Below are 19,880 nucleotides of genomic sequence, written 5' to 3' on the forward strand. Positions count from 1 at the left end.
CGACCCCGCGGCCGGCCCTGCCGTCACGCATTCGATCCTCATGGACGTCGACACCGGGATCGACGATGCCCTGGCCCTGGTCTACCTGCTGTCCCGGCCGGAGGTCCACGTCCAGGCGATCACATGCACCGCCGGGAACGTGGGGGCCCGGCAGGTGGCGCTGAACAACCTGGCCCTGCTGGAGCTGTGCGGCCGCGAGGGCATCGAGGTGGCCATCGGCGCCGAGGTCCCGCTGGAGATCCCGCTGGTCACCACCGAGGAGACCCACGGGCCGCAGGGCATCGGCTACGCCGAACTGCCGCCACCGCACCAGCAAATCTCGGCACGGCACGCCGTCGACGTCTGGGTGGAGGAGGTGCGGGCGCACCCGGGGGAGCTCACCGGCTTGATCACCGGACCGCTGACCAACTTCGCCCTCGCCCTGCGCCGGGAACCGGAACTTCCCCGGCTGCTCAAGGGACTCGTGATCATGGGCGGCAGCTTCTACTACCAGGGCAACACCACCCCGACGGCCGAATGGAATACTTCGGTGGACCCGCATGCCGCCAAGGAGGTCTTTGCCGCCTACCGGGGCCTGCCCGAGGACAAGCTGCCGATCCTGTGTGCCCTGGAAATGACCGAGCGGATCGAGATGCACCCGGAGCACCTGCGCCGCCTCGGCGAGGCCGCCGGCGCTCCGGAGCCCGAACTCGTCCTCCCGGAGCAGCCCGAAGGCCAGCGCAGCCAGTCCGGGAACCCCCTCGTCGCCTGCCTGTCCGACGCCCTGCGCTTCTACATGGAATTTCACCGGCTCTATGACCAGGGCTATGTGGCGCACGTGCACGACGCCTTCGCGGCCTGCGCAGCCGCGGGGCGCACACCGTTCGCCACCCGACTGGCCACGGTCGACGTCGAAACGGATTCGCCCCTGCTGCGGGGCACCACGGTGGCCGACTTCCGCGGGCTGTGGGGGCTGGCGCCGAACGCCAGGATTGTCTCCGACAACAACCCCGGGCACTGCTTCGACGAACTGATTACCTCGGTCGGCGCCCTCGCGCACGCCGTGGGACCCCGGGCGCCGACGGGCTGAAACCGGGCATCATTGCCGAGTCAAGGCGGGGAGCGCCCGGGCGGGCCTGCAGATCGCTTGAATGGTTGCCGCTCGCTAGGATGGTAGCTGCGCCGAGGTGACATGAGGCGGAACTTGTTGCACCCAGCCAAAGGAACACCCCCCATGTCACAGCCAGCCCTGACCATCACTGCCCCTGGACAGGCGGCCGGCCGCAGGCGCCGCCTGCTCGAAATCGCCGGCGCCGCCGCGATCGCCGCCACGTACGTCTTCCTGGTGCTGACCCAGCCCGCGGACATTGCCAACGGCCCGGCAAGTTTCTCGGCCCTCGTCGCCCTCGGCGGCTTCCTGCTCGGTGCTGTGCTGCTGATTGTGGCCGTCCTGCCGGCGCTGCCCACCTCCACCGTGGTCCTGATCCCGGTGGCCCTGGTCCTGAACGTCGTCCTTGGCCAGCTGATGGGCAGCACGGGCCTGCCGTTCTACATCGACGCGATCGGCACCGTCCTGATCGCCGTCCTCGCCGGGCCGGCCGCCGGTGCCGCCACGGGCGCGCTGAGCAGCATCGTCTGGTCCTTCTTCAACCCCACCGTCCTGCCGTTCGCCGCCGGTGCCGCCCTCATCGGCTTCCTCGCCGGCATGGCCGCCCGCGGCGGCCTGTTCCGCCGCTTCTACCTCGCCCCCGTCGCCGGCTTCGTCACCGGCATCCTGGCCGGCGTCGTCTCCGCCCCGATCGCCGCGTTCGTCTTTGGCGGCACGTCAGGGCTGGGTACCGGGGCGATCGTCAGCGCCTTCCGCGCCGTGGGGGACACCCTCCTGGCCGCCATCACCAAGCAGGCACTGATTTCCGACCCCATGGACAAGGCGATCGTCTTCACCATCGCGGCGCTGCTCGCCTACGCCCTGCCCCGCCGCACCACCTTCCAGTTCCCCTTCGTGCGGCGCTACCGGGTGCTCGCCGGCAAGGCCCCGGCAGCGGACGCCTGAGCCCCGCGGCGGCTGGGACACCCTGGCACTGCGACGCTCTGACACTGCGACTCTGACACAGCGACCATGACACAGCGGCTGCACCCCTTCACCACGCTGACCCTCGCCGCGTGCGCCGCCGTCGTCACGACGGCGGCCACGTACTGGCCGCTGTCTGTCGCCGTGGCACTCGGCGCGGTGGCCCTTGCCGCGCGCCGTGGAGTCGCGGGACGTGTCCTGACCGCAGGAGCGGTGATCCTGACGCCCCTGTGCCTGTCCCTGCTGGTGCTGCACGGCCTCTTCTTCCCTGAAGGCCAGACCGTGCTGGCCCAGTGGGGCCCGGCCAGGGTCACAGCCGAGGGCCTGGGCTTCGCGCTGGAGCTCGGAACGCGGACCACGGCCTGCGTGCTGGTGTTCCTGCTCTTTTCCTTCACCGTGAGCGTCCCCGACCTCGTCTCGGCCCTCGCCGGGCGCAGGATCCCACCGCAGTTCGGCTTCGTCCTGGCCTCCACGCTCACCCTCCTGCCCGCCGTCGCGGGCCGCCTGGACCGGATCCGGCAGGCCCAGGAAACCCGCGGGATGGTGGTCGGACGCGGCCTGCTGTCCCGTCTCGGCGCCCTCCGCCTGCAGATGGTGCCGCTGGTCCTCGCCCTGATCGACGACGCCGGCAGCCGCGCCCAGGCGCTCGACGCCCGCGGCTTCGGCAGCCCGGGACCCCGCACCAGCTACCGCGAAGTCGCCGACGCGCCCGCCCAGCGGCTCTTCCGGGCCGCCGCGCTCGTGCTCGCGGCGGCCGCTGTCGCCGGACGGATTGTGTCCTTCTGGCCTGCCGGGGCGCCGTCATGACGGCCACCACCCGAACCGCGCTGCAGATCCGGATCGAGGCGTTCACGTTCCACGGCGAGGACACCCCGGTGCTAAGGGACACCGCGCTCTCGGTCACGCCGGGTTCGCTGACGGCCGTCCTGGGCGGCTCCGGGAGCGGAAAATCCACGCTGGGCAAACTATTGGCCGGCTGGCTCCGGGCCGGTCATGCCGGACAATTCCGCGGCAGCCTGGAGCTCGGCGGCACCGTGCTGGAATTCCGCGGCGTGCCCGACGACCCCCGGATCAACCCCGCTGAGTGGTCCCGGCGCGTGGCCTTCGTTCCGCAGGACGCCGCGGCGATGCTCTCCTCGGTGCGCGCCACAGTCGCGGAGGAGCTGGCCTTCGGCCTGGAAAACCGCGCGACGGCCCGGGAGGACATGCTCCGCGCGGTGGAGCGCACCGCCGCCCGCACGGGACTCTCACGCCTGCTGGACCGGGACCCGGCCACGCTCTCGGGAGGCGAGCTGCGCCGGCTCGCCGTGGGCTGCGCCGTCATCACGGAACCGGACGTGCTCATCCTGGACGAGCCGCTGGCATCGCTGGACGCGGCCGGAGCCGCGCAAGTCGAGGATCTGGTCCGCAGCCTCCGCGGCACCGGGACCGGCGTCGTCCTGCTGAGCCAGGCGGCGGACCGGCTCGCCGGGGAAGCCACGCACTGGACGATTCTTGACGCCCAGACGGCGCTCGACGGCGGGACGGTCACCGCGGCCGGGACGCCCGCGCAGCTGGCCGGTTCGGCCGAACTGGAGCGCGCTGGAGTGATTGGCGGATGCGGGCCGCGCGGTGTCGAGTCCAGCGTTGTGGGGCCCGGCGGCATTGGGTCGGGCGCCGTAGGGTCCGCTGGGTCCGGCGTTGACGCCGGAGTCCGCCGGCCCGGTCCGGTGCCTGCGGCGGCGCCCGGTCCCGGGCCGGCATCGCTGGAACTGCGCGGGGTTGGGTTCGGCTACGCCCGGGACCCGCGGCTGCCCGGGACCGGTGCGCAGGACCGGATCCTCCGGGGCGTGGACTTCGCCGTGCGCCCGGGCGAGATCATGGCCGTGACCGGGCCCAACGGCGCCGGCAAATCGACACTGCTGCGCCATTTCAACGGGCTGCTCCGGCCCACGGAGGGGGACGTGCTGGTCTGCGGCCGCAGCATTGCCGGCGTGCCGGTGGGAAAAGTCGCGGCCTCCATGGGCCTGTTGTTCCAGCACCCCCGGGACCAGCTCTTCGAACGGACTGTCCTGCGGGAAGCGGCATTCGGACTCCGGCAGGTGTTCGGGAAAGCCGGCGAGGCCAGGTCCCGGGCGGCGCTGGCCGAGGTGGGCCTGTCCGGTACCGAGGAGGCACACCCCGCTGAACTGTCCGCCTCTCAGCAGCGGCTGCTCGCCCTGGCCACGGTCCTGGCCCGCGAACCAGCAGTGTTGGCCCTGGACGAGCCGACCGTCGGGCTGGACCGGCACGGGCTCGAGGCGCTGCAGGGCGCTGTCGGCCGCGCCGCCGCGCGGGGCGCCGCCGTCGTCATGGTCACCCATGACCTGGGGTACGCACGGAGGAACGCGCACCGCGTCCTGGAACTCAGCGGCGGGAGCCTGCAGGACATCTGACGCGGCCGCGGGTGGGCGCGAGGCTGCCCGCGTCCACCTGCAGGCCATGGGCCCGGAGGTCACGGAGATCCGGGACAGCCGGTGGCTTAACTTCAAGGACCCCGACGGCAACGTGCCGATGATTTGTGAGTGCTGGCAGTGCCATGGCGCCGCCGGCATGGACCGGCCCTCACGAAAGCAGCGCCGCCGCCCGGACCAAAGTCCGGGCGGCGGCGCCAACAAAGGCGGGAGCGGGTGAAGTGCTTTAGACCGGTTCTGAGGCCACGCCGGGGGCCAGGAACTTCTTCCCGTTGACCCGCTCCGAGGCGCCCACCCGGTCCAGATACGGGGTGATACCGCCCAGGAACATCGGCCAGCCCGCGCCGAGGATCATGCAGAGGTCAATGTCCTCGGGGCCGGCCACGACGCCCTCCTCGAGCATGAGTCCGATTTCCTCCGCCAGCGCGTCCTGCGTCCGGCGCAGCACCTCCTCGCCGGTGGACGGGCTGCTGCCGAAGGTCATCAGCGCCAGCGTTTCGGCCGGGATGAACGGCTTGCCGTCCGGACCCGGCACGGGTGCCCCATTCTGAACGGCCCAAATGGACTTCACACCGTGGTCGATCAGCGCCTGCAGGTTCTCTGAAACCCTGAAGCGGTCCCCGAACGCCGCGTGCAGCGATTCCTGGACGTGCTGCGCCACGGGAAGGCCCACCATGGCGCCGAGCACAAACGGCGTCATGGGCAGGCCCATCGGCCGCAGCGCGTTGTCTGCCACGTCCGCGGGTGTGCCCTCGTCGAAAGCCGCGGTGACTTCGCCCATGAGGCGCAGCAGGACGCGGTTGACCACAAACGCCCTGGCGTCCTTGACCAGCACGGCGGACTTCTTGAGCCCCTTGGCGAGCTCGAACGCGGTGGCCAGCACGGCGTCGTCGGTCTTCGGTGCGCGCACGATCTCCAGCAGCGGCATCACGGCCACCGGGTTGAAGAAGTGGAAGCCGACCAGGCGCTCCGGGTGCTCGAGGTCCGCCGCCATCGCCGTGACGGACAGCGAGGACGTGTTGGTCGCGAGGATGCACTCGTCCGAGACGATCGCCTCGACTTCCTTGAAGACCTGCTTCTTGACGTTGAGTTCCTCAAAGACGGCCTCAATGACGAAGTCGGCGTCGGCGAAGGCCTCCTTGGAAACGGATCCCGTGACCAGCGCGCGGGTGCGGTTGGCGGCGTCGGGGCTGATCCGGCCCTTCGCCAGCAGTTTGTCCACCTCGGCGTGGACGTAGCCCACGCCCTTGTCCACGCGGGCCTGGTCAATGTCCGTGAGCACCACCGGAACCTTGAGCTGGCGGGCGAAGAGCAGGGCCAGCTGGCTCGCCATCAGCCCGGCGCCCACGACGCCGATCTTCGTCACCGGCCGGGCGAGCTTGCGGTCCGGGGCGCCGGCGGGGCGCTTGGAGCGCCGCTGCACGAGGTCCAGGAAGGCGTAGACGGTGGAGCGGAACTCGTCGGTCTGCATCAGGTCCGCCAGCGTCTCGCATTCGAGCTCAGCGGACTGCGCCTGGGTCAGGGTGCGGTTGGCCTCCATGACGTCCAGGACCTTGGCGGGCGCCGGGGAAGCGTTGGAGGTCTTGGCCTCCACGAAGGCCCGGCCCTTGGCGACGGCGGCCGCCCAGCGGGCGGCGACCTCCGGAGCGGACGGGTCCACGGCGTTCGCCCGCTCCGGCGCCACGGCACCGGCAATGACTTTCGCGGCCCAGGCCAGGGACTGTTCCACAAAGTCGGCCGGCTCGAACATCGCGTCCGCCATGCCCAGCTGGTAGGCCTGCGGCCCGGTCAGCGTGCGGTTGTTGCTCAGCGGGTTTTCGATCATAACTTTGAGGGCGTTCTCCGGCCCGATCAGCCGCGGCAGGATGTAGACCCCGCCCCAGCCCGGGATGAGTCCGATAAACGCCTCGGGAAGGGCCAGTGCGCCGGCGCCGGTGGAAACCGTGCGGTAGGTGGACTGCAGCGCGATCTCCAGTCCGCCGCCCAGGGCCAGGCCGTTGATGAACGCGAAGCTCGGCACGCCCAGGTTCGCCAGGGTGGAGTAGACCTCGTGGCCCAGCTGGGCCATCCACAGGCCCTGCTCGCGTCCGCTGACGGACTTGACCGTGGACAGGTCGGCGCCGGCCACGAGGAAGTACGGCTTGCCGGTGACGCCGACGCCGACAATCTCGCCGCGGGCGGCGCGTTCCTTCAGCCCTTCCAGGACCGTGCCGAGTTCGATCAGCGTGTTGGGTCCGAGCGTGGTGGGCTTGGAGTGGTCCAGATCGTTGTCGAGGGTGACCAGCGCGAAGGTGCCGGGGCTTTTGCCGTCAGTCGTCTTCCCACCTACGGCGGGTAGTTCGATGTCCTGGACATAGGAGTGGGTGACCGTCTCGTTCGGGAAGAGGTCGGCAAGCTTGCGGAAATCAGCGGCGCTCATGCGGTGGCTCCAGTCTCGGTGGTCGTGGTCTCTGCCTGCTGTGCTTCGGTGGGTGCTTCGGTGCCGTAATCCGGGTGATGCGGGTTCTCCCAGATTACGGTGGCGCCCATGCCCAGGCCGATGCACATGGTGGTCATGCCAAAGCGGACCGAGGGGTCCTCCTCGAACTGCCGGGCCAGTTGGTTCATCAGCCTGACCCCCGAGGACGCCAGCGGGTGCCCGACGGCGATCGCGCCGCCATAGCGGTTGACCCGGGGGTCGTCGTCGGCGATCCCGAAGTGGTCCAGGAAGCTCAGGACCTGGACGGCGAAGGCCTCATTGATTTCGAACAGGCCGATGTCCCCGATGCCGAGTCCGGCGTTCTTGAGCGCCTTCTCGGTCGCCGGGACCGGGCCGATGCCCATGACCTCGGGCTCCACGCCGGCGAAGGCATAGCTCACCAGGCGCATCCGGACCGGCAGCCCGAGTTCCTCGGCGGCATCGGAGGAGGCCAGCAGGGCGGCGGTTGCCCCGTCGTTCAGGCCCGCGGCGTTGCCCGCCGTGACCCGGCCGTGGGCGCGGAACGGCGTCTTGAGCGTGGCCAGGTCCCCGAGCGAGGTTCCGGGGCGCGGGGGTTCGTCCACGGTGTTGACCGTCCAGCCCCGGCCCGGCTTCATCGTGGCGACGGGCACGAGGTCGGGCTGGATCTGGCCGTTGGCGTAGGCTGCGGCGAGTTTGTCCTGCGAGGCGACGGCGTAGGCGTCGGTGCGGTCCTTGGTGATGGCCGGGAAGCGGTCGTGCAGGTTCTCGGCCGTGTTGCCCATGTTCAGCGCGGCGGGGTCAACGATCCGTTCGGACATGAAGCGCGGGTTGGGGTCCGCGCCGGCGCCCATCGGGTGGTTGCCCATGTGTTCCACGCCGCCGGCGATCACGACGTCGTACGCGCCGAAGCCGATGCCGCTCGCCGTCGTGGTGACGGCGGTCATGGCGCCGGCGCACATGCGGTCGATCGCGAAGCCGGGCACGGTGCGGGGGAGTCCGGCCAGCAGGGCGGCGGTGCGGCCGATGGTCAGGCCCTGGTCGCCCGTCTGGGTGGTGGCGGCGATCGCGACCTCGTCAATCCGGTCCGCCGGAAGCGAGGGGTTGCGGCGCATCAGTTCGCGGATGCACTTGACCACAAGGTCGTCGGCGCGGGTGCCGGCGTAGATGCCTTTTTCGCCGGCGCGGCCGAACGGGGTGCGGACGCCGTCGACAAAGACGACGTCGCGCACGGTCCTGCTTCTTCCGGTGCTCGGGTTTGCGCTGCTGGGTTTTCCGCTGGTGCGGGCTTGGCTCACGGCGTACTCCTCATTGAGACATGGTGCCGGAACCGCGCTAGCGGCAATAAGCCCTGGGCAGGGGTTGCCACAGGCGGGAGGGTTCCGAACGACATCATGCATTATGTTACTCGCCAGTAACATAGCTGGCAAGGAGGAATTGGGCAGCCCCGAAAAAGACGTGCTAGGCCGTGGAATCCGACGGCGCCTCCGCGGCGGCCTTGGGCTCCTTCGCGGGCAGCGGCTCGGGGTGCAGGAAGGCCTCGGCAATGAGCGGGGCCGTGATTTCGATCTGCCACTGGCGCGCTCCGAGGTTCGCCAGTTCCTCGGCCACGCCTTCCTCGCTGCACTCTGCCGGTGGACGCCAGGCGACCCGCCGAAGATAGTCCGGGGTCAGCAGGTTTTCCACCGGCAGGTTCAGTTCCTCGGCCTTGGCCTGGAGCTTCGGACGGGCCGTGGCCAGCCTGGCGGCCGCCTCCGGGTCCCGGTCCGCCCAGACGCGCGGCGGCGGGGGCGCGTTGGTGGGCAGGTGCAGCGGCGGCAGGTCCTCCAGGGCCCGGGCCACACCGATGCAGCGCAGCCAGCGGGGGGCTTCCCGCTGCGCGGCGCGGCCGTGGAAGCCTTTGGTGCCCAGGAGCTGGGGAACCGTGGAGGGCATCGCCTTGGCGGCGGCGACGAGCGCGGAGTCGGGGATCAGCCGGCCGGGGGCGACGTCACGCTTCTGGGCCAGGGAATCGCGTTCCAGCCACAGCTCCCGGACTGCGGCCAGTTGGCGGCGGTCCCGGATCTGGTGCAGTCCGGACGTCTTGCGCCACGGATCAACGCGCGGCGGGGCCTGTCCGGCCTCAAGGATGGCGGCGAATTCCTGCTCGGCGTATTCCAGCTTTTCGTCCGCCACGAGGAGCTCAATGAGTTCCTCGCGCAGCTCGGTCAGGACTTCGACGTCGAGCGCGGCATAGCGCAGCCACGGTTCCGGCAGGGGACGGGTGGACCAGTCGGCGGCGGAGTGTTCCTTCGCCAGGCCGAAGCCCAGGAGCTGTTCGATGACGGCGGCAAGGCCCACCCGGGGCAGCCCGGCCAGGCGGGCGGCGAGCTCGGTGTCGAAGAGTTTGTCCGGCCACATGCCGAGTTCGGACAGGCAGGGCAGGTCCTGGCTCGCGGCGTGCAGGATCCATTCGACGCCGCGCAAAGCGTCATTGATGATGCTGAGGTCCCCGAAAGGTTCGGGATCGATCAGCCAGGTCCCTGAGCCTTCGCGCCGGATCTGGACCAGGAAGGCGCGCTGGCCGTAGCGGAAGCCCGAGGCCCGCTCCGCATCCACGCCCGCAGGGCCGTGGCCGGCCGCGAGAGCCGCGGCGCAACGTTCGAGTCCGGACTGGGTTTCAATGACCAGCGGCACGCCGTCGCGGGGAATGTCGAGGTCGATCACTTCAGGGACCAGGCTGTCGAAGCCTTCCACGGTGATGTGGGCTGTGGTGTCAGCAGCCTCGGCCGTAGTGCGATTGGCGCCGGCCGTGCTGGTTTCCGGATTCTGAGGGGTCATGGTCTCTACAGTTTACCGACAACATGGCGTATAAGGCCGTGACCGCGGCCGAACAGGCGCCTCATGCGTGTCCGCGGGGGCGGCGGGGAAGGGCCGTCACGCCCTCGGGCAGGGGCGGCAGTCCGGCGAAGGTGCAGACCATGTCCGACCACGCCTCCAGGTGCGAGGTGATGTCCGGGGTGGCCGGGGTCCAGGAGGCCCGGAGCTCAATGTCGATTGAATTCGGCCGGTCCGCCAACGTTCCAAAGCTCTCCGAGAGCACCCGGGTGGCGGTGCCGCCGGCGGAACGGTACGGAGCCTGATGGTTCTCCAGCGCTTCGACCAGCCAGGTCCACGCCACGGACCCGAGGAGTTCGTCGTTGCCCATCTCGGGTTCCAGCTGGGCGCGGATGTAGGTGACGATCCGGAATTCCCCGTCCCACACGGCAGAGCCGTCGGGATCGTGGAGCAGAATGAAGCGGCCGGTGGCCAGCTCGACGTCGTCGCTGCCGGTCGCCCGTGCCAGGGCCGCGGCGGCCGGGCCGTGGACCGGTCCGCCGGCGGGGGAGTCGCCCGGGCCGATCACTTCCGCGCCCAGGGCCACCGCAAACGGTGCCAGCCGCGACGGGGCCGGAATTTCGTCCAGGTGCAGCTCGCTGCGGCACCGTGCCTGCCGAAGGGTCCCCAGGGCGAAGAGGAAATCTGCCGGAACCTGATCGAGGGAGCTCACCTTGGAAGGTTATGCAACGGCCGGAGCCCTGCCCGGCAGGCTCGCCGCCGGGCAGGGGAAGCCGTGCACGGCTCAGGCAGCGGCGAGCTCGCGCTTGATGGCCGCAATGAAGGAATCAACGTCATCCTCGGTGGTGTCGAAGGAGCACATCCAGCGGACCTCGCGGGCCGCCTCGTTCCAGTCGTAGAAGCGGAAGGACTTGCGCAGCCGGTCCGCAACACCGGCCGGCAGGACGGCGAAGACGCCGTTGGACTCGGTCTTCTGGGTCAGTTCGACGCCGGGGATCGCCTCGACGCCGGCGCGCAGCCGGGCGGCCATGGCATTGGCGTGGGAGGCTGAGCGCAACCACAGGTCACCCTCGAGGAGGGCAATGAACTGGGCGGACATGAACCGCATCTTGGAGGCCAGCTGCATGTTCATCTTGCGCAGGTAGACCAGGCCGTGTGCGGCCTCCGGGTTCAGGGCGACCACAACCTCGCCGAACAGCAGGCCGTTCTTCGTGCCGCCGAAGGAGAGGATGTCCACGCCGGCGTCGCGGGTAAAGGCCCGCAACGGGACGCCCAGGTGGGCGGCGGCGTTGGCCAGCCGGGCGCCGTCCATGTGCAGCTTCATGCCCTTTGCGTGAACATGCTCAGCGATGGCCCGGACCTCCTCCGGCGTGTAGCAGGTGCCAAGCTCGGTGGTCTGGGTGATGGACACGGCCAACGGCTGGGCACGGTGCTCATCGCCCCAGCCCCAGGCTTCCTGGTCGATCAGTGCGGGGGTGAGCTTGCCGTCGGTGGTGGGGACCTGCAGCAGCTTGATGCCGCCGATCCGCTCCGGCGCACCGTTTTCGTCCATGTTGATGTGGGCGGTGGACGCGCAAATGACCGCACCCCAGCGCGGGAGCAGCGACTGCAGGGACAGGACGTTGGCTCCGGTGCCGTTGAACACCGGGAAGCACTCGATGCCTTCACCGAAGTGCTCTTCCATCAGCTGCTGCAGGCGCGTGGTGTAGTCGTCTTCGCCGTAGGAAACCTGGTGGCCTTCGTTGGCGGCGGCCAGGGCAGCGAGAACCTCCGGGTGCACGCCGGAATAGTTGTCCGAGGCGAAGCCTCGGACGGAGGGATCGTGGAGCCGCACCGCAGTGCCGGCAGGGACAGTTTCAACTGTGCTGGTCATCGTTTTGCTCACGCTTTCAGTCTAAGAGGTCGGGCCGCCGGGGCTAAGCCCGGGGGCGCTGGATCAGGGCCGCAGGTGCTGGGCCGCAGACGCTGGGCCAGGTCAGCGGCTGAGCAGCAGCCGCTGGCCGTTCAGGTCGCCGGCGGGAGCGCTGAAGAGTCCGGCTGCGGCCGCGGCCAGGTCAGCCACGTCCGTGAAGCCCGGGAACTTGCGGTCCGGGGCCTTGGCCCGCATCTCCGCGTTGACGAGGGCTTTGACCACGAAGATGACGGCGGCGCTGTCCTGCCCGGGGGCGCCGGTGCCGGCGGTCGCGGCGTGGGCCCGGCGGAAGCCGTCCGCGACCGCCAGCGTCCAGGCCTCGGCAGCAGCCTTGGCCGCGGCGTAGCTCGCCCCGGCCGCCGTCGGGGCGCTCACGGCCGTGGAGGACACCATGGCGAAGCGTCCGGCGTCAGAGGCAGCGAGGTCGTCGAAGAAGACGCGGGTGACGTTCCGCAGTGTCGTGACGGCGTTGCGCTCCAGGAAGTCCCAGTCGTCGTCGCTCTGGTCCGTGATGCCTTTCGCGCCGCGCCAGCCGCCCACCAGGTGGATCACGCCGTCGACGCGTCCGGCCAGGCCGGCAATGCTTTCCCGCAAGGCGCGGACGTCGGCCAGGCTGGCGAGGTTGCAGACGAGCGGCGTGACGCCGTCGCCGGCCTCAGCGGCGGCTGCCTCGATGCGCGTGGCATCCGAGCCGACCGTGAAGACCCTGTGGCCGGCGTCGCGCAGGGCGCGGGCCGTCGCGATTCCAGACGGCCCGCTGCCCCCCGTTACCAGCACGTTCAAAGTGCGTCCGGCGCTCATCCGGCGTTCAGGGCCCGGGTGCCGTCGCCGGACACTGATCCGGTGTCAGTGCCGGTATCTGACGATCCTGTGATGCCGGCCGTGGATTCGATGACGGGGCGCATCTTCTTCTCCAGCGCCTCGTAGAACATGGAGAGCGGGAACTCGTCGTCGAGGACCTGGTCCGTGAGGCCGCGAGGCGGACCGTCCAGGGGGAGGGCGTCCGGACCCTTGGCCCAGACCGAGGCCGGGTTGGGCGTGACCGTGCCGGAGATGAGCTCATAGGCGGCCAGCCAGTGGGCCATCTTGGGGCGGTCGATCGAGCGCCAGTACAGTTCCTCGATCTTGGCGCCGAGTTCAACCACGACGCCGGCAGCCTCGTCCCAGTCGATGCTGAGTTTGCTGTCGGTCCAGTGCAGGACGTGGTGCTGGTGCATCCAGGCGAAGAGCAGCTGGCCGCCAAGGCCGTCGTAGTTGCGCACGCGCGTGCCGGTGATGGCGAAGCGGAAGATGCGGTCGAAGATCACGGCGTACTGGACCAGCTTGGCGTGCCGGCGGGCCTCCGGGTCAGCGTCCTCGTCCTTCTCGATCTTCACCGATTCGCGGAAGGCGGTGAGGTCGCAGCGCAGCTCCTCCAGCGAGTAGAGGAAGAACGGCATGCGCTGCTTGATCATGAACGGGTCGAAGGGCAAGTCCCCGCGCATGTGCGTGCGGTCGTGGATCAGGTCCCACATGACAAAGGTTTCCTGCGTCAGCTCCTGGTCCTCCAGGAGCCTGGCGGCGTCCTCGGGCAGCTGCAGGGAGGTGATCTCGGCGGCGGCGCGCAGGACGCGGCGGAAGCGGGCTGCCTCGCGGTCGGCGAAGATCGCGCCCCATGTGAACGTCGGGGTCTTGCGGACGGCGACAGTCTCCGGGAAGAGAACAGCGGAGTTGGTGTCGTAGCCCGCGGTGAAGTCGAGGAACCGGATCGGGACGAAGAGCTTGTTGGAATAGTCGCCCGTTTCCAGGCCGCCGATGAACTCGGGCCAGATGACCTCGATCAGCACCGCCTCGACGAGGCGGCTGCTGCTGCCGTTCTGGGTGTACATCGGGAACACGACCAGGTGCTGGAGTCCGTTGACCCGGTGCTGCTGGGGCTGGAAGGCCTGCAGGGAATCCAGGAAGTCCGGTACGCCAAAGCCGCCGGCTGCCCAGCGGCCGAAGTCGGTGACCAGCAGGTCCAGGTAGTTCGCGTCATGGGGGAAGGACGGGGCCAGGGCCGCGACCGCCGCGGTGATGGTGTCTACGTAGCCGGCGGCGGCTTCGTGGGCTTCGGCGTCCGGCACGGATCCGTCCTGGACCTGGAGGGCGCGCAGGGCGGTGGCGGCAGCCTTGAGCCGCAGCCATTCCTGGTTGCCGGCGGTGATCGGGGCGGGGGCGGTAAGAGCGGTCGTGGTCATCGTCGACGGTCGCCTTTCTGTTTGCTGTGGAGCGTGTCGCTGGATCTAAATCGAGCGTAGCAAGCAAACAGAGGCTCTAATGCAAAATTGCCTTGAGCATAAGAAAGTCTGTGGCAAGTGATTCTGAAAGGCCGTTCCAGCGGAAGGAGAGGCAGGGCTGCCGGCTACTGCCCGGCGTCGTCCGCGGGAACGAGCTTCAGGGAAACCGAGTTGATGCAGTAGCGCTGGTCGGTGGGGGTGCCGTAGCCCTCGCCGTCGAACACATGCCCCAGGTGGGAATCGCACGTGGCACAGCGGACTTCCACCCGGTCCATGCCCATGGTGCGGTCATGGATGTAGCGCACGGTGCCCTCGGCGAGCGGCGCCCAGAACGACGGCCAGCCGCAGTGCGAGTCGAACTTTTCGTTGCTGGTGAAGAGTTCGGTGCCGCAGGCCCGGCACTTGTAGACCCCCCGGGTGTGGGTGTCCCAGTATTCGCCGGTGTACGGCCGCTCGGTGCCGGCCTGGCGGAGCACGCGGTACTCCTCCGGGGTCAGTTCCTCGCGCCACTGGGCATCCGTCTTTTCGACGGGTTTTTCGGCCGGCGTCCCGGCCGGCATCTGGTCGAACGCCGTGGCGGCGGGGTCGGCTGCGGGTTCGGTCGCTGGTTCGGTGGCGGGCACGGCCGACGGCATGGATTTGGGCCTGTTAAAGATGCTCATAGCCTCAATAACGCTCAGGAGTCCCCGATAAATCCCGAACCGGCGTACAGATGCAGGACGGGCAGCCCCAGCTTGTCCTGTGCCTTGGTGGCCCAGTCGGTGTGGAACGTGTCGGCCACGGCGTGCGGGCGCGTGATGACCACGGCCTGTCCTGCGCTGAGTTCCTTGACCTTGGCAACCAGGCCGTCAACGGCCTTGCCCTCGACAACTTCGCCGGAGACCCCGCCGCCCAGGCCGGCCAGCGCGGCCAGCGAGGCGGCCAGGGTGTCGGCTGCTTCGGCCCGCTCCACGGCGGGATCGGAGTGTGCCGTCAGTTCACGGAAGGCCTTGGCGATTTCAAGCATGGAAAGGTTTTCCAGGAAATCCACCACCAGGTGCCGCTCGGTGTTGGCCGGCACCAGGATCAGCAGGGGCGCATCACCGCCGGCAACCAGGGTTTCGATATTGACGCGGTCATCCGCACCGAGGGGCTCTTCTGTCAAAATGACGATTGGATCACTCATGCCCCCAGCCTAGTCGCGCTCGTCTTGACCTGCATGGTTGTGTCCCACCCGGCCCCGGCGTGTCTGTACCGGCCCGGCCGTGCGCCTGAAACCCGGCGAATGCCATGGTTGGGCTGCGCTTCGGTAAGAATGGTGCCATGGCATCCTCCTTGCGCCTCAGCCCGGACCTCCGCCGGGACCTCCGCCAGACCGCTGCCCGCCGGACCGTTGCCCGCGGAGCAGCCGTGCCCGTTGCTGCAGCCCCCGGCGCCGCGACGTCCGGAAGCGCCAAGTGGGCGCTGGGGGGCATCATCGGCGGCAGCGCCGCCGCGGGCGTGCTCGCCGCCGGCTCCTCCGCCCTCGCCCTCTACTTCGCCCGCCGCGTCATCACCCCGGCCCGGTTCCGGGCGGAGGACCAGGAGGTGCTGGCCGTCATCCGCGAGGGGCGGGCGCTGCGGGTCATTTTCGCCGCCACCCCGGACGCCACGGTGGACGGGGTGTACGGGTTCTTCTTCGACGGCGGCCGCGGGCATGCGCGGATCGGCCGGATCCTGTCCTACTCGCCGGCCGAACGCACCGTGCTGCGCGAGGTCGAGCACGTCTACAGCGGGGACATGGCCACCGCCCGGCGGGGCTGGTGGAGCGGTGCGGCCTACCCGGATCCGGCCGCGCTGGGGCTTCCGGTGGAGGACGTGCTGATCGACGTCGACGCCGGGACCGCGCCGGCCTGGCTCGTCCGCGCCGTGCCGGCCGCGGCGGAGGATGTGGCCCGGGATGTCTGGGCGATCATGGTGCACGGGCGCGGGGCCACCCGGCAGGAGGGGCTGCGGGCCGTCCGGACCGCCAGCGAACTGGGCATGTCCAGCCTGCTGATCTCCTACCGAAACGACGGCCTGGCCCCGTCAGCCAGCGACGGGCGCTACGGCCTGGGCTCCACCGAATGGCGCGACGTCGAGGCCGCCATCGGCTACGCCGTGCAGCAGGGCGCCCGCGAGGTGGTTTTGTTCGGCTGGTCGATGGGCGGCGCGATCTGCCTCCAGACGGCTGACCTTTCCCGGCACCGCCACCTGATCCGGGCCATGGTCCTGGACGCGCCGGTGATCAACTGGGTCAACGTGCTGGCCCACCATGCGGAGCTGAACCGGATCCCGTCCTCCGTGGGCCGCTACGGGCAGCTGATGCTCAGCCACCGCCTGGGCCGGCGGCTGACCGGGCTGGCCGCGCCCGTGGACCTCAAAGCGATGGACTGGGTCTCGCGGGCCGTGGAGCTGAGGACGCCGACCCTCATTGTGCACAGCGTGGACGACGAATACGTACCCTACGGGCCCTCCGCGGCGCTGGCCGAGAAAAACCCCGAGATGGTCACCTTCGAGCCCTTCGACAGGGCCCTGCATACCAAGGAATGGAACGTGGACCCGGAGCGCTGGGAAAGGCAGGTCTCGGCCTGGCTCCGGCAGCAGCTGGCGCCCCGCGTCAACCCCGGCGACCAGGAGCCGGCGGCCGGGAACGCCGCGGCGGACTGACAGTTCACTGATAGTTCACGGCAGAGCGTCGTCTCGGCGAGGACGTCGGTCAGTCGCGCCGGGTCCCGATTCTTGCGGTGCGGGCAGCCGTGAGCCGAATGAGCTCGGCCGGGTCCAGCTCGATGTCCAGGCCGCGCCGTCCGCCCGACACGAGGATGGTCTCCAGCGCCAGTGCGCTGTCATCCACCACGGTGGGGGAGGACTGGCGCTGGCCGAGCGGTGAGATGCCGCCGAGCACGTATCCGGTCCGCCGCTGCGCCGCGGCCGGGTCGGCCATCTCTGCCTTCTTGCCGCCCAAGGCCGCGGCCATCGCCTTGAGGTCAAGGTTGCCGCTCACGGGCACGACGCCTACGGCGAGCCGGCCGTCGACGTCGACCATCAGGGTCTTGAAGACCCGGGCAGGGTCGACGCCGAGCACTTCCGCCGCTTCCAGGCCGTAGCTGGCCGCCGCGGGGTCATGGGTGTAGGGGTGGGCCACGAAGGGAACCCCGGCGGCCGCGAGTGCTGCCGTGGCCGGGGTTCCCTGCGACGCGTGTTTGCGGGCCATGTCGGCTGCCTGTTGTGGGGCCGGAGATCAGGACTGTGCCGGCTGCTGCCGGTTTTCGGACGCGACGACCTTGCGCTTGATCCGGCCGAGCATGGCCGTCATTCCGCGCATGCGCAGCGGAGTGATGGCCCGGGTGAGGCCCAGGAGTTCGGGCATGTCGTCCGGGACGGCCAGGATTTCCGCGGCGCTGAGGCCGTCGAGTCCTTCGTGGAGCACTCCGGCAAACCCGCGGGTGGTCGGGGCCTCCTTGGGTGCCTTGAAGTAGAGCCGGACGCGCTCGGCAGCGGCACCGTCGGCCTGTTCGGTCTCGACGGTGAGGAACAGCGGCGTCTGGCACTCCACGACCTGCTCGAGCAGCTCCGGGTGGTCCCGGAGACGCTCCGGAAGTTCGGGAAGCCCCTGCGAGAACTCGAGGAGCAGCTGCAGCCGCTCTGCTTCGGTCAGGGCCTGGAAATCGTCGACAATGTCCGCCAGCGCGGCGGGGAGGGCTGAAGTATTCATCATTCCCAGCTTACGCACGCGCGCCGATTGTGTCCCTGTCGCGTCCGGTCCCGCTCCATGGTGCCCGCGGCTAACGGCCGGCCGGAACCGCGCCGCGCTCGGCACCCTTGACGATCGGGACGCGCACGGCGTTGCCCCATTCGGTCCAGGAACCGTCGTAGTTCCGGACGGTCTCGAAGCCCAGCAGGTACTTCAGCGCAAACCAGGTGTGGCTGGACCGCTCGCCGATCCGGCAGTACGCCACGACGTCGTCGCCTTCGGTCAGCCCGGCCTCGCCGAGGTACAGGGCCTCGAGCTCGCCGCGGTTCCGGTAGGTGCCGTCGCCGGCCGCCGCGCGGGCCCAGGGGATGGAGGCCGCCGTGGGAATGTGGCCGCCGCGCAGCGCGCCCTCTTCCGGGTAGGCGGGCATGTGGGTCCGCTGGCCGGTGTACTCCTCGGTCGAGCGGACGTCGATCAGCGGCTTGCCGAAGTGCGCCAGGACGTCATCCTTGAAGGCGCGGATCGGGGCGTCGTCCCGCTCCACGACCGGGTAGTCGGCGGGGGTGGCGACGGTCGTGACGGTCGAGAGCGCCCGGCCCTCCGCGATCCACTTGTCCCGGCCGCCGTCCAGGAGCCGGACGTCCTCGTGGCCGAAGAGCGTGAAAACCCACAGGGCGTAGGCGGCCCACCAGTTCGACTTGTCGCCGTAAATGACCACCGTGCTGTCCCGGGAAATGCCCTTGGCCGCGGCCAGCGCGGCGAAGGCCTCGCCGTCGACATAATCGCGGGTCACCTCGTCGTTGAGGTCCGTGTGCCAGTCGATCTTCACTGCCCCGGGGATGTGGCCGGTCTCGTACAGCAGGACGTCCTCATCGGATTCGACCACCACGAGATTGCCGCCGTCGAGGGCCCCGTCCTCGATCGCCGTGGCCAGCCACTCGGTGGACACCAGGCGGTCGGGGTGGGCGTAGGCGGCGAATTTCTCGTTCTGCTCAACGGGGTAGGGCATTGCGATGGCCTTTCACTGGAACGGTCAGGAGGCCGGGCGCCGAAAGGGTGCGCGGCGCCGGGCCTGTTACAACACTAGTCACGGGCCGGCGGGAATGCTCCACCGGGTTCACACGGGGAAATGTGGTCTTCCTCACGCCGGCCGCGGGTCCGCACGCGCGCAGGCGGGCCGGGCGGGCTTTGCCGGTATTCTTGCTGGGGACAAGAGACCAGCAGAACGGACCACCTTGGTACAGATCGAACAGCTCGCCGCCCGTACGCCGGCAGTTTCCGTGGATGAACTCCTCAATGGGTTCTATCCGTCGCCGCGGTTCGGTGAGGTGTCGTTTTCAAGCTACCGCCCCGATCCCGCCCAGCCCAGCCAGGCCCATGCGGTCCATGCGCTGCAGCATTTTGCGGCGGGCGTGGGCGCACGCGACGGCGACGGCCTGTTCAAGCGGCTCTTCGGCAAGAAGGACACGTCCCGGGCCGGGATCTACCTCGACGGCGGATTCGGCGTGGGCAAGACCCACCTGCTGGCTTCGCTGTGGCACGCCGCCCCCGGACCCAAGGCCTTCGGCACGTTCGTCGAATACACCAACCTCGTCGGTGCGCTGTCCTTCCGCAAGACCGTAGAGGCCCTGAGCCACTACAAGCTGGTCTGCATCGATGAATTTGAGCTCGATGATCCGGGCGACACCGTGCTCATGTCCCGGCTCATGCGTGAACTCGCTGACGCCGGCGTAAAGCTTGCCGCCACGTCGAACACGCTGCCGGGATCGCTCGGGGACGGGCGCTTCGCCGCCGTCGACTTCGCCCGCGAAATCCAGGTGCTGGCGGACCAGTTCGACGTCGTGCGGATCGACGGCGAGGACTTCCGCCACCGTGGCCTCCCGGCCGCGCCCGCGCCGCTGCGCAATGATGACCTGACCCACCAGATGCATGCCGAGTTCGACGGCAAGACCGTGGCCCGCGATGAGTTCAGCACGCTGATCAACCACCTGGCCGGCGTGCACCCGAGCCGCTACCGCCAGCTGCTGGAGGGGATCGAGGGCGTCGTCTGGAAGAACGTGCACACGATTACCGAGCAGGCCGTTGCGCTGCGCTTTGTGGTGCTGGCGGACCGGTTGTACGACAAGGACGTGCCCATCCTTGCCAGCGGTGTGCCGTTCGACCAGCTGTTCACCGAGGAAATGATGACCGGCGGGTACATGAAGAAGTACTTCCGCGCCGTCTCCAGGCTCACCGCGCTGGCCCGCGAGGGCCAAAACCACGAGCCGTCCTAGCGCCGAC

At 69.6% G+C, this 19,880-nt stretch carries 18 protein-coding genes; 6 read left to right on the plus strand and 12 right to left on the minus strand.

All coding sequences use genetic code 11. The features are described from left to right. Window positions 1–40: 40 nt before the first annotated feature. From ABH915_RS09160 to ABH915_RS09175, 4 genes are all read left to right on the plus strand, one after another. Window positions 41–1,069 (plus strand): nucleoside hydrolase, encoded by a 1,029-nt coding sequence (locus ABH915_RS09160; RefSeq protein ID WP_370120159.1) that lies wholly within the window; start codon window positions 41–43, stop codon window positions 1,067–1,069. Window positions 1,070–1,213: 144 nt separating this feature from the next. Further along, a complete protein-coding gene (locus tag ABH915_RS09165) occupies window positions 1,214–2,032 on the plus strand; it encodes an ECF transporter S component (RefSeq protein WP_370120162.1) in 819 nt (272 codons plus the stop codon). Window positions 2,033–2,098: 66 nt separating this feature from the next. Beyond that, entirely contained in the window at window positions 2,099–2,857 is a 759-nt protein-coding gene (locus tag ABH915_RS09170; RefSeq protein WP_370120165.1) for an energy-coupling factor transporter transmembrane component T, read from the plus strand. Further along, window positions 2,854–4,464, plus strand: coding sequence for an ABC transporter ATP-binding protein (locus ABH915_RS09175; protein ID WP_370120168.1), 1,611 nt, complete (start codon window positions 2,854–2,856; stop codon window positions 4,462–4,464). Before ABH915_RS09170 ends, ABH915_RS09175 begins: the two co-directional genes overlap by 4 nt. Window positions 4,465–4,708: 244 nt before the next feature. On the opposite strand, the gene ABH915_RS09180 is transcribed toward ABH915_RS09175, so the two are convergent. From ABH915_RS09180 to ABH915_RS09220, 9 genes are all read right to left on the minus strand, one after another. Beyond that, a complete protein-coding gene (locus ABH915_RS09180) occupies window positions 4,709–6,901 on the minus strand; it encodes a 3-hydroxyacyl-CoA dehydrogenase NAD-binding domain-containing protein (protein ID WP_370120171.1) in 2,193 nt (730 codons plus the stop codon). Next, a complete protein-coding gene (locus ABH915_RS09185) occupies window positions 6,898–8,217 on the minus strand; it encodes an acetyl-CoA C-acyltransferase (protein ID WP_370120173.1) in 1,320 nt (439 codons plus the stop codon). The genes ABH915_RS09180 and ABH915_RS09185 overlap by 4 nt, the downstream gene beginning before the upstream one ends. A 163-nt stretch (window positions 8,218–8,380) precedes the next feature. Continuing rightward, entirely contained in the window at window positions 8,381–9,739 is a 1,359-nt protein-coding gene (locus ABH915_RS09190) for an HRDC domain-containing protein (RefSeq protein WP_370120176.1), read from the minus strand. 61 nt (window positions 9,740–9,800) lie between these two features. Then, on the minus strand, window positions 9,801–10,448 hold the full coding sequence (locus ABH915_RS09195; protein WP_370120179.1) for a DUF3000 domain-containing protein: 648 nt from the start codon (window positions 10,446–10,448) through the stop codon (window positions 9,801–9,803). A gap of 72 nt (window positions 10,449–10,520) precedes the next feature. Then, a complete protein-coding gene (locus ABH915_RS09200) occupies window positions 10,521–11,609 on the minus strand; it encodes a low specificity L-threonine aldolase (protein ID WP_026536992.1) in 1,089 nt (362 codons plus the stop codon). Between the two features lie 102 nt (window positions 11,610–11,711). Continuing rightward, the gene (locus tag ABH915_RS09205) at window positions 11,712–12,449 is read right to left on the minus strand and encodes an SDR family oxidoreductase (RefSeq protein WP_370120181.1); all 738 of its coding nucleotides are present in this window, start codon (window positions 12,447–12,449) and stop codon (window positions 11,712–11,714) included. After that, a complete protein-coding gene (locus tag ABH915_RS09210; protein ID WP_370120184.1) occupies window positions 12,446–13,867 on the minus strand; it encodes a DUF6421 family protein in 1,422 nt (473 codons plus the stop codon). Before ABH915_RS09210 ends, ABH915_RS09205 begins: the two co-directional genes overlap by 4 nt. Before the next feature lie 164 nt (window positions 13,868–14,031). Continuing rightward, a complete protein-coding gene (msrB, locus tag ABH915_RS09215) occupies window positions 14,032–14,466 on the minus strand; it encodes a peptide-methionine (R)-S-oxide reductase MsrB (protein ID WP_043422396.1) in 435 nt (144 codons plus the stop codon). A 116-nt stretch (window positions 14,467–14,582) separates the two neighbouring features. After that, entirely contained in the window at window positions 14,583–15,071 is a 489-nt protein-coding gene (locus tag ABH915_RS09220) for a hypothetical protein (protein WP_018772443.1), read from the minus strand. Between the two features lie 137 nt (window positions 15,072–15,208). On the opposite strand from ABH915_RS09220, the gene ABH915_RS09225 reads away from it, so the two are divergent. Further along, complete coding sequence (locus ABH915_RS09225; RefSeq protein WP_370120186.1) at window positions 15,209–16,573, plus strand: alpha/beta hydrolase family protein; 1,365 nt, start codon at window positions 15,209–15,211, stop codon at window positions 16,571–16,573. A 49-nt stretch (window positions 16,574–16,622) separates the two neighbouring features. Here the strand turns inward: ABH915_RS09225 and ybaK are convergent, their stop codons facing one another. The 3 genes from ybaK to ABH915_RS09240 form a co-directional block, all read right to left on the minus strand. After that, complete coding sequence (gene ybaK, locus ABH915_RS09230) at window positions 16,623–17,120, minus strand: Cys-tRNA(Pro) deacylase (RefSeq protein WP_370120188.1); 498 nt, start codon at window positions 17,118–17,120, stop codon at window positions 16,623–16,625. Between the two features lie 27 nt (window positions 17,121–17,147). Beyond that, window positions 17,148–17,621 carry a SufE family protein gene (locus ABH915_RS09235; RefSeq protein ID WP_370120190.1) on the minus strand — a complete coding sequence of 158 codons (474 nt, stop codon included), beginning with the start codon at window positions 17,619–17,621 and terminating at the stop codon, window positions 17,148–17,150. 70 nt (window positions 17,622–17,691) lie between these two features. Further along, the gene (locus ABH915_RS09240) at window positions 17,692–18,609 is read right to left on the minus strand and encodes a sulfurtransferase (RefSeq protein WP_370120193.1); all 918 of its coding nucleotides are present in this window, start codon (window positions 18,607–18,609) and stop codon (window positions 17,692–17,694) included. A gap of 226 nt (window positions 18,610–18,835) precedes the next feature. Between ABH915_RS09240 and zapE the strand changes: the two genes are divergently transcribed. After that, window positions 18,836–19,873 carry a cell division protein ZapE gene (gene zapE / locus ABH915_RS09245; RefSeq protein ID WP_018772448.1) on the plus strand — a complete coding sequence of 346 codons (1,038 nt, stop codon included), beginning with the start codon at window positions 18,836–18,838 and terminating at the stop codon, window positions 19,871–19,873. Window positions 19,874–19,880: the final 7 nt, after the last annotated feature.

The sequence above is a fragment of the Arthrobacter sp. MW3 TE3886 genome (assembly GCF_041262145.1).
Taxonomy (GTDB): Bacteria; Actinomycetota; Actinomycetes; order Actinomycetales; family Micrococcaceae; genus Arthrobacter.

Bases quoted from the DNA above. Each gene is read 5' to 3' on its own strand.
- ABH915_RS09160 (WP_370120159.1), top strand. From the start codon at position 41: ATGGACGTCGACACCGGGATCGACGATGCCCTGGCCCTGGTCTACCTG.
- ABH915_RS09165 (WP_370120162.1), top strand. From the start codon at position 1,214: ATGTCACAGCCAGCCCTGACCATCACTGCCCCTGGACAGGCGGCCGGC.
- ABH915_RS09170 (WP_370120165.1), top strand. From the start codon at position 2,099: ATGACACAGCGGCTGCACCCCTTCACCACGCTGACCCTCGCCGCGTGC.
- ABH915_RS09175 (WP_370120168.1), top strand. From the start codon at position 2,854: ATGACGGCCACCACCCGAACCGCGCTGCAGATCCGGATCGAGGCGTTC.
- ABH915_RS09180 (WP_370120171.1), bottom strand. From the start codon at position 6,901: ATGAGCGCCGCTGATTTCCGCAAGCTTGCCGACCTCTTCCCGAACGAG.
- ABH915_RS09190 (WP_370120176.1), bottom strand. From the start codon at position 9,739: ATGACCCCTCAGAATCCGGAAACCAGCACGGCCGGCGCCAATCGCACT.
- ABH915_RS09200 (WP_026536992.1), bottom strand. From the start codon at position 11,609: ATGACCAGCACAGTTGAAACTGTCCCTGCCGGCACTGCGGTGCGGCTC.
- ABH915_RS09205 (WP_370120181.1), bottom strand. From the start codon at position 12,449: ATGAGCGCCGGACGCACTTTGAACGTGCTGGTAACGGGGGGCAGCGGG.
- ABH915_RS09210 (WP_370120184.1), bottom strand. From the start codon at position 13,867: ATGACCACGACCGCTCTTACCGCCCCCGCCCCGATCACCGCCGGCAAC.
- msrB (WP_043422396.1), bottom strand. From the start codon at position 14,466: ATGCCGGCCGGGACGCCGGCCGAAAAACCCGTCGAAAAGACGGATGCC.
- ABH915_RS09220 (WP_018772443.1), bottom strand. From the start codon at position 15,071: ATGAGTGATCCAATCGTCATTTTGACAGAAGAGCCCCTCGGTGCGGAT.
- ABH915_RS09225 (WP_370120186.1), top strand. From the start codon at position 15,209: ATGGCATCCTCCTTGCGCCTCAGCCCGGACCTCCGCCGGGACCTCCGC.
- ybaK (WP_370120188.1), bottom strand. From the start codon at position 17,120: ATGGCCCGCAAACACGCGTCGCAGGGAACCCCGGCCACGGCAGCACTC.
- ABH915_RS09235 (WP_370120190.1), bottom strand. From the start codon at position 17,621: ATGAATACTTCAGCCCTCCCCGCCGCGCTGGCGGACATTGTCGACGAT.
- ABH915_RS09240 (WP_370120193.1), bottom strand. From the start codon at position 18,609: ATGCCCTACCCCGTTGAGCAGAACGAGAAATTCGCCGCCTACGCCCAC.